Raw genomic sequence first — 13,092 nt, forward strand, 5'->3', positions numbered from 1 at the left:
ATAGAAGCGTGAACGAACACACACATTCAAGCACTATCACGGGGTGGCGCGAGTGGGTAAGCCTGCCAAATGTCGGAGTGCCCTGGCTCAAAGCCAAGATCGACACGGGCGCGCGGTCCTCCGCGCTGCACGCATTCGACGTCGCGGAGTTTGCGCGTGACGGCGCGTCGTGGGTTCGCTTCGGCATTCACCCCTGGCAGCAGTCGGAATTGGATGCGGTGACGGTCGAGCTTCCGATCCATGACCGCCGCACGATTCGCAGCTCGAATGGGCAGTCTGAGCAGCGCCTCGTGGTGCTGCTCGACATCGAGCTGTCGGGGCGGACGGTCACCGCCGAGGTCACGCTTACGAACCGCGACGTCATGGACTTTCGTATGTTGATCGGGCGCGAGGCGCTCGCGCAGGGCTTCGTTGTGAACCCCGCGGCCTCCTATCTCGGCGGCAAGCCCAAGAAGGCGACGCGACGGCGCAATCGCGGCAAGCCGACGACTTCGGCGTAGCTTCCGCAGGATCCCACTGGCCGCGACACGTACCCAGCTGAGCGGAGCCTTGTTCACAGCTGGCTGACGGACGAGTCTCTCCACAGATCGCCTCGCAGGGCCCACAGCGCCCCTTCACCGGCGCACGCTGGAGCCATGACTCCTCCGCACACCCCGACACCGTCCCGCCCCGCCGTCATCAAGGCGGAATCCTCCGCCGATTTCCTGGCCTTGTTGCCGGCATTCACCGGCTACTCCATTACGAACAGCCTCTTAGTGGTCCTCTTCCAGGGAAACCAGTCCTTCGGCTCCCTGCGGTTCGACCTTCCCGAGGACACCGGACCAGACCAGTGCGTCAGCCTGTCGCATGCGGTGGCTCAGGTCGTCGGCGGAATTGCCCAGGTCGATGGTGTGGCGTTCGCGATGCTGACCGACGCCCGCTCGACACCGGGACGCGGGGCCCCGTGGCAGGACCTCGCCCGCCTGCTGCAACGGGGCGCCGCGCGCGCCGGCCTCGTGCTGCGCGATTCCTGTTGTATCGCGGCAGACGGTTGGGCGTCCTACCTCTCCCCCGAGCCCGGCGGAGCGATGCGCCCGCTGAGCGAGATCGAGCACAGCATGGCCGGGCTCGAGGCTTCCGTCATCATCGATGAGCCGGTGCCCGATATCGAGCAACTCGGGAGCCTGCCCGAGCGAAATGCGGCGCGTGCCGCCGACGTTCGGCACCGCATTGACGAACTCACGGCCCGGCCCGCGCGGACGAAGCGGGGTGTCGTGTTTGCGGCTCCCCGGCTCGCTGCGCTGGTTGCCCGCCCGGGTGCCATCCCAACGGCAAACGACATCGCCCGGCTCGCCTGCACTGCGAGTGGGCAGTCGGGTTGGCTGCGACTCGTCTGCGCGGCGGTCGCCGCCGCTCTTCCGCCGTATTTCCCGAGCGGAGAGATGGGGGCCGAGGACGTCGGCCCCGTCAGCGAGATGACCTACATCGCGGACTGCCTCGACCGCGGCGGCGCGTTTGACGACCCGCAGGAGCTCACGCGGGCCTTCGGGCCCCTCGAACACGCGCTCATTCTCTTCGCGGCGGTACCGCCGGATCGGGACCTCTGCCGACGCGCGATTGCGCTCGTCTCCGAGGCCACCGCGCACGCGCCTCGCGACTTGCGACCCGGACTGCACTGCCTCGCCGCGTGGCTGTGGTGGTGGACGGGGCTCACCTCGGTGGCCGCGAAGCATATCGATGATGCGCTCCGCCTCGAGCCTGGCCATCAACTCGGAGAGATGCTGCGCCACCTCATCGATAGCGGGCAGTTCCCGCTCTGGACGCTCGATTTCCCCATCGGAGCGCGACCGGCGCCCTAGGGCACCTCATACCCGGCAGCGCGGAAGAGCCCGTACCAGTCGCTCCGCGACAGCTCGAGCGTCGTCCCCCGCACAGCGGCACGAACACGCTCTGGCCGCGTCGACCCGAGCACCACCGCCGGACGCGACGGGTGTCGCGCAATCCAGGACACGGCGACTTCCAGCTCGCCGACGCCGTGTGCCGCTGCGACCCGTGAGATCTCCGTGTTCAGTGCCGCGTGCTCGGGAGCGCCCAAAAAGCTCCCGGCAGCGATCGGCGATTGCAGCGGACCCCAAGCCTGCACCGCGATTCCGGTCGCACGGCAATAGTCGAGCACCCCGTCGTCGCGCATGACCGACTGCTCCTCGCCGGCGATGTTCGCGGCGATGCCCTGTGCAATCGCAGGGGCATGCGCGAGCGAGAGCTGCACCTGGTTCACGACCAGGGGCTGGCGCACGCTTCCCCGCAACCGTTCGATCTGCCGCGCGGTATGGTTCGAGACGCCGAACGCGCGCACCTTCCCCGACGCCTCGAGCTCATCGAACGCGCGGGCAACCTCGTCCGGCTCGCACAGGGCATCGGGGCGGTGCAGGAGCAACGAGTCGATGGTGTCGATGCGCAACGCCCGCAGCGACCCTTCCACCTGACGAACGATATGCGCGTAGGACAGGTCGTAGGAAGACTCGCCGCGCACGATGCCGCACTTCGTCTGAATCTTGAGGGCGGCGCGTGCGCCCGCGTCTGACTGCAGGGCCGCACCGAAGTGCGCCTCGCAGCCGTGCCAACCGCTGCCGTAAATATCTGCGTGATCGACCCACTGCACGCCGACGTCCAGCGCGGCGGAGACGAGGGCGCGAAGCGCTGCCGCGTCCAGCTCCTCGGCGCGCATCATGCCCAGCATCAACGCCGGTTGGCGGGCGGCAGACTCGAGCTGGCCGTCGGTCATATCTCGCGTCATCGCGCACCCTTCTTTTTCCACAGCTCAATGCGCTGCGTGTCTCTGGGGCCCGAGCATACAGTTTTCCGCCCCACCGAATTCGATCGATGGGGCGGAAAATGTGTCGGCGCTAGTGACCGGAGATATCCTCGGCAGCGGTCTCGATCGCGGTCTCGTCCGCCGCAGGATCAGCCTCGGCGGCCTTACGCCGCTTCAGGTGCACCCGCACGAGTGGCCAGAACGCGACGAGCACGGCGGTGGCGATCAAGCTCGCCCACACCTGGGTGCGGCCCGACTCGGTGGTCAGCATGATGATGAGCACGCCGATGATCGCGACAACGAGGAAGATGTTGAGCCACGGGTGCAGCCACATCTTGAGGGTCAATTTCGATTGCTCCTCAGCGGTCATCTTCTGCCGCAGGCGCATCTGCGTGATCGCGATGAACGCATACACAAAGAGCGCGACGAGGCCAGCGGAGTTCATGATGAACTCGAACACGCCCGAGCCGGGGGCCGCGAAGTTGACGATGGCCGCCACCACGCCGCCAATGGTCGAGGCGAGCAGCGCGACGTAGGGCACGCCGGTGCGAGACTTCTTCGTGACGATCTTCGGCGCGTAGCCCCGGCCCGCCAGCGCGGCGAACATGCGCGAGGCGGAGTAGAGGCCCGAGTTCAGCACGGACAGCACCGCGCTGAAGATGATCAGCTGCATGACCATGGCCGCGCCCGGCAGGCCGAACAGGGAGAAGACGTAGGTGAACGGCGCGGTGGCGACGTCGGTCGGCTCCGGGAGCTGGTTCCACGGCACGATCGTGACGATCAAGAGGACCGAGCCCACGAAGAAGAGCAGGATCCGCCAGATGACCGTGCTCGTGGCCTGCTTGATGCCCTTCGCCGGGTTCTCCGACTCGGCGGCTGCCATGACGGCGATCTCCGTGCCGAAGTACGAGAAGATCACGAGCGCCACACCGGTCACCGCAACGCCCAGACCGTTCGGCGCGAAGCCGCCGTGCTCCCAGAGGTTCGGAACCGAGAAGGACGCCTCGGGCCAGAGGCCGAGCGCGAAGAGGAGGCCAGCACCCAAGAAGACCACGATGGCGATCACCTTGATGCTTGCCAACCAGAACTCGACCTCACCAAAAGTGCGCACCGAGATAAGGTTCGTGCCGACGAAGATGCCGAGCAGGATAAGCGACCAGGCCCACGACGGAACGGCGGGGAACCAGGCGAACATGGTCTCGCCGCCGAGTACCGCCTCGTAGGCGAGCACGCCGACCCAGAAGTACCAGTAGAGCCAGCCCACGAGATAGGCGGCCCAGTCGCCGAGCCCGACCCGCGCGTACTCCATGAACGAGCCGATCGACGGGCGGGCCGCAGCCATCTCCCCGAGCATACGCATCGCCAGGAAGACGAGCAGTCCGCCGATCAGGTACGAGATCACGGCGGCGGGGCCGACGGCGCGGATCACGTTTCCGGATCCGACGAAGAGGCTCGCGCCGATGATGCCGCCGAGCGTGATCATGGTGACGTGGCGCGAGCGCAGCTTCTTCGGCTGCTTCAGGCTCAGGCCCGCAGAAGTCTCCGGTGAGACCGGGCGGTCATACGGGGAATCGATCGATGTGGACATTCGGGGATACGCCTCGCTCAAGGTGGGTAACTTCCCCGAGAAATACCGCGAATTTCGAGCATTTCGATGGGAAAAGCTCGTCATTGGGATTTTCACGTGCCCGCTCGCGGGGTGTATTGCCGCGGCGGAAGACTGAGCAATCGTAGGCATAGGTCACCCAAAACGCCAACTGTGAGAGTTTTCTATGCGTTCTCGCAGGATCCGCCCGGCCGAAGGACACCGAGCGTGTCAGTCCCGATGCAGGTCATTCCGTGGCACGAGCGGCACCGCGATGAGCGGCGCGATCGCTACCGCGGCAAAGGCCAGTGGGTACCCGACGAGCGCAATGAGGGCGCCGATCCCGGGGCCAACCGCGGACGCCACGATGAACTGGCCCGTGTTCTGGATCCCCAGCGCTCGGCCCACCCATGCGCTTCCCGCCGCCTCGGCGACCGACGTGTAGGCGAGGCCGTTGTCTGCGACGGTGACCGTCGAGGCGATCACCAGAATCACGGCGCCCACGAGCGTCCAGTCCAGTGCCCCGGTGACTGCGACGGCGATCATCGCGAGAATTGCCCCCATCGCCACCCAGCGCAGCACGCGAACCCGGCTTCCCAAGCGATCGCTGAGCGAGCCGATCGCTATGCGGCCGAGCGCGCCGATGAACTGCGAGGCCCCGATGATGAGCCCGGCGGCGATCGCGGACCACCCCAGCGTGGCGATCATGTACACCATGCCAAACGTCGCCAGGGTGAATTGCGGGAGGACGAGCAACATGGACACCGTGTGGATCCGCGCCAGGAACCCACCGCTGAGGTACGGGTTCACGTCGGCACGGGTGGCCCCCGCTGGCCGCAGAGCGCGGGGCGGGTTCTCGATCCACAGCGCGCAGCCGAGGGCCAGCACCGCGAGCACCGCGCCGGTGACGAGCAGCGGGGCGTGGATGCCAAACCGATCTGCCAGCGGGGGAACGATGAGCGCGGCCGCCGCCACACCGAGCGGCTGTGACATCTGCCGGATGCCCATGGCAAAGCCGCGACGCTCCTTGGGAAACCAGCCCACCACGACACGCCCGCTCGCGGCATTCGTGCTCGCCGAGGCGGCGCCCGCGAGCGCAAGCACGACCCCGAGCCACACGAGGTTTCCGGTCGCGGCCGCCGCGAAGGAGAACACGGCAGTGAGCACCAGCCCGCCGGAGATGACCCACCGCTCCCCGAACCGGTCAGCGACATAGCCCCACATGACCAGGGTCAACACCATCCCGATCGTCGGCGCCGCGGCCAACGCGCCCGCCTGAGCCAGCGGCATGTTGCGCTCGAGGTGCAGCATCGGGATCAGGTACACCGGCGTGCTCACCAGCATGGTTCCGGCCGCCTGGGCCGCGACCCCCAGCGCCAACATTCGCCACGCCTTGGTCGGGGTAAGCGTGGGGCTTGCGGTCTGGGCGGACATGAACAATGGCCTCGATTCGGGAGCACAACTGGTGTAGATTTGCGGAATACCGAAATGGTATACCAATTCCCTCGGCGCGACGACGCGGGAATGGGCAGCGACCGAGTCAACGGAGCCAACCGCAATGAACACCACGAGCGAGCAGAGCGCCACTGACACCCTGCGCACCCTGATCCTGTCGCTCGAACTCATGCCCGGCATGGGTCTCTCCGAGCGTGGGCTCGAGGAGGCGCTGGGCGCTTCTCGCACACCCATTCGCGCGGCGCTCACTCGCCTCGAGGTCGAGGGCCTGACTCGCCGGTCCGGCCGGTCCTGGCAGGTTGCCCCCATCGATTTGACGGAGATTCGTGCGGCGATGGAGTTCCGCGAGGCGCTCGAAATTGGGGCCGTCGCGCTCGCCACCGAGCGCGCGGACGCCGCGGAGGTCGTGGGTATTCAGCAGCGACTCGAGGCGGGATCCGCGGACGAAGACGAAGCGGCCGGCCTGCAGGGCGGCACCGACTTTCACCTCTCCCTCGCCGCGCTCTCCGGGAACCCCTTCTTCGTCGACGCCATGCGCGATGTGTTTGTTCGCCTGGCCCGCACCCGCTGGCTTGAGGTGCGCACCCAGGAGTCCCGGGCACAGGCGCGCCGCGAGCACCAGGCGATTGCGACGGCGATCCAGTCCGGCGACACCGAGCGTGCGACCGAGCTCGTTATTCTGCACACGCGCGGTACCCGAGATCGCCTACTCGCAACCCTTGAGGGTGAGCGACTTCGGTTGCGCGGTCGCGGGCTCGCGATCGTCGAGTCCCCTGCCTAGCGCGACCAGCGGCGCAGAATCGCCCATTAGGTCAGCTTGCCTGACAATGCGGGTGCGGTACTCAAATACGGAATTTGCAACGAAATCAGTTGTATTATCCTCTGTTTAGTGACGTTATCCGCAGAACGAGTGAGTCGCCCAATCGGGTGCCCCTGCGGAGCCACTTGTTTCCTGGAGTGATACCCGTGAACGGCCAAGGCCAGACCGCGCCCATCTCTATCGTCGTTTCCGACCGCGCACGCACACCTCTGCGCCCGGCGGTCCGTCGCGCCGTATACGTCGGAGGGTATGAACTCTTCGGCGCCCTCTTCACCAGCTTCGTGCTCGGCAGCCTCCTCGGGCACGGCGGCGGCGAATCCACCATTACCGCAATCCTGGTGTCGCTCACCGCGACCGCCTGGAACTACGCCTGGAACTCGATCTTCGAGTGGGCCGAGCGGCGTTTCAGCATCAAGGGCCGCGGCCCGCTCATGCGCGTCGTGCAGGCCATCGGCTACGAGGGCGGCCTCCTCATCTTCACCGTCCCACTCGTCGCGTTCCTGCTGCACGTCGGCCTGCTCGAGGCGCTCATGATTGAGAGTGGGCTGCTCGTCTTCTTCCTCGTCTACACCTACGTCTACTCCTGGGTGTTCGACAAGATCTTCGGCCTGCCGGAGTCGGCGAAGTAGGTCAGATTCAACACGTAGGCAGCGGGGCAACGATCCCCGAAGGCCCGGGGTCAGCCGCAATTGCGGCTGACCCCGGGCTGTTTTTGTGGACATCCTCGCGCCCGAGCCCGCTGCAGCCATAGAATCCGAACAGCGTGGGCCGCCGCCGCATCCCGGCCCCGTTCCCCAACGACACTGGCGTCACGAGGAGAACTATGACTGCTGCATCCTTTCCCCCGCACCTCGCTGGCCTACGCTTCTCGGCCGCCTCAGCCGCCTTCCAGATCGAAGGCGCCCGCACCGCTGATGGGCGCGGTCGCTCGATCTGGGACGACTATGTCGAACGGCCCGGCGCGATCGCCGACGGGTCAATCGCCGACCCGGGGCCCGACAGCTACCGCCGCAGCGCCCAGGACGTCGCGCACGCCGCGGGCCTCGGGCTCGATCGATACCGGTTCTCCGTCTCGTGGACCCGTGTGCAGCCGGACGGAACCGGCGCCCCCAACACGGCGGGACTCGACTACTACTCGCGGCTTGTCGACGACCTCCTCGCGGCCGGCGTCACCCCCTTCCCGACGCTCTATCACTGGGACCTCCCGGTCGCGCTCGAGGCGAATGGCGGCTGGCTGACACGTGACACCGCCCAGCGCTTTGCCGACTACGCGCAGATCGTCGCGGACCGACTCGGCGACCGAGTACGCCACTGGTACACCATCAACGAGCCGGCGATGACGACCCTCGAGGGGTACGCCATCGGTACCCTCGCGCCCGGCAGGCAGCTCCTCTTCGGCGCGCTCCCGACCGCGCACCACCAGCTGCTGGCGCACGGACTCGCGATGCCGATCCTGCGCGCGGCGGGGGCCGAGGCCGTCGGCCTCACGAACAACCACACCCAGGTGCGTCCCCTCACCGACTCCCCCGCCGACCAGCAGGCGGCCGCGATCTACGACCTGGTCCATAACCACCTCTTCAGCATGCCGCTGCTCGCCGCCACCTACCCCGACATCGAGGCGCTGGGCCTGCCTCCCATGCCCGTCCAGCCGGGAGATCTCGACCTCATCTCCGCCCAGACCGACTTCTACGGCGTCAACTTCTACAACCCAACGACGGTCTCAGCCGCCCCCGAGGGCAGCCCCATCCCCTTCAAACGGGTGCCGACCCCCGGCGCGCCCGTCACCGGGTTTGGCGAAGAGTGGCCCATCGTGCCGGAGGCGCTGACCGAGCTGCTGATCGGCATGAAGCGGCAGTACGGCGAGGCGCTGTCGCCGATCATCATCAGCGAGAACGGCGCCGCGTTCCCCGACGACCTCTTGGATGGCGAGGTCGACGACCCCGACCGCATCGCCTACCTCGACGGCCACATCCGCGCCGTGGGCGACGCAATCGCGGCAGGCGTCCCGGTCGAGGAATACACGGCCTGGTCACTGACCGACAACTTCGAATGGTCGGAGGGATTCGGGCAGCGCTTCGGGCTCGTCTACGTCGATTACGAAACGGGCGAACGCACCCCGAAGTCTTCGTACCACTGGTACCGCGCGCTGATCTCCGAGGCCCGCGCATGAGCGCGCCCGCCACGAGTGCGGCGGGATCCGGACCCGCCAATACGACAGGCAAGGTGGGCGGCCGCTGGTTTACGCTGTTCTCTCTCGCCTGGCTCGTCATCTGGACCGCGCAGCTCACGCCGCTGCAGCTACTCCTTCCCCTGCAGCTCGATGGCCTCGTCGGCGGCACCGACTGGGTGGCGGGCGTGGTCGCCTCCGGCATCGTGCTCGGCGTCGGTGGGTTCGTGGGCGTGATCGCTGGCCCCATCGCCGGGGCGCTCTCCGACCGCGGGGCGCGCAGGATCGGCCGCCGTCGCCCCTGGGCGCTGCTCGGGACCGCGATCACGGCCGTCTGCCTGCTGCTACTCGGGCTCGCGCAAGGCGTCTGGCAGGTGGCGCTCGCGTGGATCGGAGTCTCCGTGGGCATCGCCGTCATGTCGGCCGCGTTCACCGCCCTGATCGCGGATCAGCTGCCCGTCCGCCAGCGCGGCGCGGCATCGTCCGTGGTCGGCTCGGCGCAGGCCGTCGGCATCGTGCTCGGCGTGGGCACGGTCGTGCTGCTCGGCCTCGGGGTACTGGACGGGTACGTCATCCTGGCGGTGGCGGTCGCGATCGTCGGCACGCTCACCGCACTCCTGCTGCCGGATCCGCCCGCGGCGCCGGGACCGAGCGCCACCGGCGCGGATTCTGCGCATCTCGGCGCCGGCGGGATCGCCCTGAGCCCGGCACGCCTGCGCGACGGACTCGCCTCCCTCAAAGATCGCGACTTCCGCTGGATGCTCGGCGGCCGGCTCGTGGTGAACATCGGCAACTCGCTCGGGACCGCGCTGTTCCTGTTCTTCCTGCTCTACGGCCTGCACCAGCCGCACGCCATCGCCGAGGAGAACCTCCTGCTCCTCATCCTCGTCTACACGCTCTTCGTCGTGATCGCCTCGATCGCGACGGGGGTCATCTCGGATCGTACCGGGCGACGTCGGGGGCTCACGGTCGCTGCGGCCCTCGTGCAGGCGACGTGTGGCATCGCGGTCGTGATCCTGCCGACGTTTGAAGTGACCATGATCGCGGCGGCCCTGATGGGGCTCGGGTACGGCGCGTTCTCGAGCGTCGGGCTCGCGTTCGCGACAGACCTGCTGCCCAATCCCGCCGATCACGCGCGCGACCTTGGCATCGTGAACACCACCGCGCAGATGGGGCAGCTCATCGGCCCGGTGCTGGGTGCCGGCCTCGTCGCTCTCGTCGGCGGATTCTGGCTGGTGTTCGCGCTGAGCGCGGTGCTCTCGGTCGTCGGCGCACTCATGAGTAGCATGGCCCGCGAGCCGGCACCTCAAAGCGCTCCAGAAATGCAGGCGTAGGCTGCGCCGGGAGCCCTGATCGCCAGGGCCCATCCAGTCCCACGGAGGCATTTCATGGCACGTACGGTGGTCATTACCGGATCGGCTTCAGGCATCGGAGCGGCGACGGCAGAGCTCGTTCGCGCACGCGGAGACCGCGTGATCGGCATCGACCTGCGGGGCGCCGACGTTGAGGCAGACCTGTCGACCCCGGCCGGCCGCATCGACGCCGCGGCGAAGGCCAGCGAGCTTGCGGGCGGCACCATTGACGCAGTGATTGCGTGTGCGGGCATCTCGGCACCCATCGCCGCCACCATCAAGGTGAACTACTTCGGCGTCACCGAGCTGCTCGAGGCGCTGCAGCCTGCCCTCGCGGCGTCAAGCGCGCCCCGCGTCGCCGTCGTCTCGTCGATGGCGTCGCTGCAGGCAAACTCCGCAGAGCTCGTCGACGCCGCGCTCGCGGGCGACGAGGCGCAAGCAACCGAGATCGCCGAGGCGCTCGCCGTTCAGGGTCCCGCCGTCGGATATCTGATCTACCCCTCGTCGAAGCGAGCGATCGCGCGCTGGGTGCGCCGCGAGTCGATCACGCCGCGCTGGGCCGGCGCCCATATCGCGCTGAATGCGGTCGCCCCCGGCACCGTGGTCACCCCGATGACGCAGGATCTGCTGTCGACGCCCGAGGGGCGCGCGATGGTCGATGCGCACGTTCCGATGCCGCTGAACTCGCACCAGCCGCCCGAGTCGATCGCGAACCTGCTGATCTGGCTCACGAGCGCCGAGAACACGCACACCACCGGGCAGGTCATCTACAACGATGGCGGCGCCGATGCGTCACTGCGCGGCGACGACATCTGGTCCGGCAACGATTCGCAGTAGGCCCCTGCCACACGACGGCGGCCGCCCGGCAGGATCCCCTGACCGAGCGGCCGCCGTTGACGTTCGCGGACCTAGCGTGGCAGCAGGATCCCGGCAAAGAACGCGGCGAGCTCCGCGGTCGCCGTGAGCGGCAGCACGTGTGCCACGTACTGGTCGGGACGAACCACGACGATGGCTCCCTCGCGAGAGACCCCGCGGAGCGCGAAGATGTCCTCGTCGGGGATGGCGGCATAGACAAGCTCGTAGTCGATCAAGCCGAACGGGCCCGTCCGAGGGAGGAACGTCTCGGGGACGACGCCCAAATCGACCTCGGTGTACGGCTGCTGCGCGATGACCTTGACGTCGAACACCTGATCGATGTCGGCCCCCTCCGGCGTGTATACGCGAAGCGGCGACTCGTCCGAATGAGAGAGCCAGTTGGCCCAGTCGCTGAGCGCGGACGGCGCCCCGAGCGGCGCTTCGCCGGCGAAGGCGTAGATGCGCCAGCGCCCGTCGGCTCGGTGGTGGTGGCCGAGCTGCACGTCGTTCGCGTCGCCGACGCGGATGACCGGCGCCGACTTGAACCGCTTCCCGATGGGGTACCCGGTCGCGAGGTCCTGGTGGGTGCGCTCGCCGATGAGCATCGACGGCTGGTACTCCGTCATGAAGCCCGCTGGGAACTCCGCGGTCTGCACGTAGAAGTCCTCGAGCTCGGTGGGGCTCGCGAAGTCCTCCGGCTTTTTGGCCATGAGGGTCGACCACTCCTTGTCGAAGTCGATCAGGTTCTTCGCGATCACCTGACGCTCGGCCGAGTAGGTCGACAGCAGCGACTCGGGGCTGCGCCCTTCCAACACGTGCCCCAGCTTCCAGGCAATGTTCCACCCGTCCTGCATCGAGACGTTCATGCCTTGACCGGCCTTCGCGCTGTGCGTGTGGCAGGCGTCGCCCGTAATGAAGACGCGGGGCGAGCGGGTGCCCACGAGCTCGAGCGGCACGTCGTCGAAGCGGTCGGTCAGGCGGTGCGCGACCTCGTACACGCTGTGCCACGCGACGTTTCGCACATCGAGCGTGTACGGGCTCAGGATCTGGTTCGCGCGAGCGATGATTTCATCGAGCGAGGTCTGACGCACGGCCCCGTTGTCATTGGGGTCCACCTCTCCGAGGTCGACGTACATGCGGAAGAGCGTGCCGCCCTCGCGCGGGATGAGCAGGATGTTGCCGCCGTCCTCCGACTGAATTGCGCACTTCGTGCGGATGTCCGGAAAGTCGGTGACGGCGAGCGCGTCCATGACGCCCCACGCGTGGAAGGCCTGGTCGCCCGCGAGCTGGCAGCCGATCGATGAGCGCACGGCGCTGCGCGCGCCGTCGCAGCCGATGACGTACTTCGCGCGCACCACGCGCTGCGTGCCGGCGTGCTCGCCGGTGGTGTGCGCCAGCGTGACGGAGACGGGGTACTCCCCCGACTCGGCGACCTCGAGGTCGACGAACTCGTAGCCGTAGTCCGCCCGCATGCGGGTGGGGGCCTGTTCCATGACCTCGGAGAAGTAGTCGAGCACCCGGGCCTGATTCACGATGAGGTGCGGGAACTCGCTGATGCCGTGGGCGTCGTCCTCGGCCCGGGCCGAGCGGACGATCTTCGCGGGATCCTGCGCGTCCGGCCGCCAGAAGCACATCTCGGTGATCCGGTAGGCCTCCTGGATGATCTGCTCAGCAAACCCGAAGGCTTGGAACGTCTCGACGCTGCGCGCCTGAATGCCATCAGCCTGGCCGATCTCGAGTCGACCACCGCGGCGCTCGACGAGGCGAGTCGTGATGCCGGGGAACTGCGCGAGCTGGGCCGCGGCGACCACTCCGGCGGGGCCGGATCCGACGATCAGCACGTCGATCTCTTCGGGCAACTCCTCGGGTCGGTCGATACCGACGCCTGCGGCCGGCTGGATCCTGGGATTTCCGGACACGTATCCCTGGTCGTGGAACTGCACGGGGATCTCCTCACATCGTTGTGGGCAGCAGGGCCGCCAGTCGCATTATTCACTATTCGAACAGGTGGTTCGAATACCGCACACTCAGAATAGGCACTTCTCCCGAATCACGCAAACAAGC

11 protein-coding genes are annotated in these 13,092 nt (G+C 67.6%); 7 read left to right on the plus strand and 4 right to left on the minus strand.

What is annotated here, in order from left to right:
* Nucleotides 1-8: 8 nt before the first annotated feature.
* On the plus strand, nt 9-500 hold the full coding sequence (locus tag JW030_RS09200; RefSeq protein WP_188044239.1) for a RimK/LysX family protein: 492 nt from the start codon (nt 9-11) through the stop codon (nt 498-500).
* A 135-nt stretch (nt 501-635) separates the two neighbouring features.
* Nucleotides 636-1,838, plus strand: a complete 1,203-nt coding sequence (locus JW030_RS09205) for a DUF4192 family protein (RefSeq protein ID WP_188044240.1) — start codon at nt 636-638, stop codon at nt 1,836-1,838.
* Here the strand turns inward: JW030_RS09205 and JW030_RS09210 are convergent.
* The 3 genes from JW030_RS09210 to JW030_RS09220 all read right to left on the minus strand — a co-directional run bounded on the left by JW030_RS09210 (nt 1,835) and on the right by JW030_RS09220 (nt 5,813).
* Nucleotides 1,835-2,776 carry an aldo/keto reductase family oxidoreductase gene (locus JW030_RS09210; protein ID WP_241095402.1) on the minus strand — a complete coding sequence of 314 codons (942 nt, stop codon included), beginning with the start codon at nt 2,774-2,776 and terminating at the stop codon, nt 1,835-1,837. The two genes, JW030_RS09205 and JW030_RS09210, sit on opposite strands and share 4 nt — an antisense overlap.
* A 109-nt stretch (nt 2,777-2,885) precedes the next feature.
* Nucleotides 2,886-4,382, minus strand: coding sequence for an amino acid permease (locus JW030_RS09215; RefSeq protein WP_188044241.1), 1,497 nt, complete (start codon nt 4,380-4,382; stop codon nt 2,886-2,888).
* A gap of 228 nt (nt 4,383-4,610) precedes the next feature.
* Nucleotides 4,611-5,813, minus strand: coding sequence for an MFS transporter (locus JW030_RS09220; protein WP_188044242.1), 1,203 nt, complete (start codon nt 5,811-5,813; stop codon nt 4,611-4,613).
* A gap of 124 nt (nt 5,814-5,937) precedes the next feature.
* Here JW030_RS09220 and JW030_RS09225 point away from each other — a divergent pair, with 124 nt between their 5' ends.
* From JW030_RS09225 to JW030_RS09245, 5 genes are all read left to right on the plus strand, one after another.
* Nucleotides 5,938-6,615 (plus strand): GntR family transcriptional regulator, encoded by a 678-nt coding sequence (locus tag JW030_RS09225; RefSeq protein WP_188044243.1) that lies wholly within the window; start codon nt 5,938-5,940, stop codon nt 6,613-6,615.
* Between the two features lie 185 nt (nt 6,616-6,800).
* Nucleotides 6,801-7,283, plus strand: a complete 483-nt coding sequence (locus JW030_RS09230; RefSeq protein WP_206348545.1) for a PACE efflux transporter — start codon at nt 6,801-6,803, stop codon at nt 7,281-7,283.
* A gap of 194 nt (nt 7,284-7,477) precedes the next feature.
* A complete protein-coding gene (locus tag JW030_RS09235) occupies nt 7,478-8,824 on the plus strand; it encodes a GH1 family beta-glucosidase (RefSeq protein WP_188044244.1) in 1,347 nt (448 codons plus the stop codon).
* Nucleotides 8,821-10,155: an MFS transporter gene (locus JW030_RS09240; protein ID WP_188044245.1), complete on the plus strand. Its 1,335-nt coding sequence runs from the start codon at nt 8,821-8,823 to the stop codon at nt 10,153-10,155. Before JW030_RS09235 ends, JW030_RS09240 begins: the two co-directional genes overlap by 4 nt.
* Before the next feature lie 54 nt (nt 10,156-10,209).
* Nucleotides 10,210-11,010 carry an SDR family oxidoreductase gene (locus tag JW030_RS09245; RefSeq protein WP_188044246.1) on the plus strand — a complete coding sequence of 267 codons (801 nt, stop codon included), beginning with the start codon at nt 10,210-10,212 and terminating at the stop codon, nt 11,008-11,010.
* Nucleotides 11,011-11,081: 71 nt separating this feature from the next.
* Here JW030_RS09245 and JW030_RS09250 read toward each other — a convergent pair whose 3' ends face one another.
* Nucleotides 11,082-12,971: an FAD-binding monooxygenase gene (locus tag JW030_RS09250; protein WP_188044247.1), complete on the minus strand. Its 1,890-nt coding sequence runs from the start codon at nt 12,969-12,971 to the stop codon at nt 11,082-11,084.
* Nucleotides 12,972-13,092 lie beyond the last annotated feature (121 nt).

It is taken from the genome of Leucobacter sp. CX169 (genome assembly GCF_017161405.1).
GTDB lineage: Bacteria > Actinomycetota > Actinomycetes > Actinomycetales > Microbacteriaceae > Cx-87.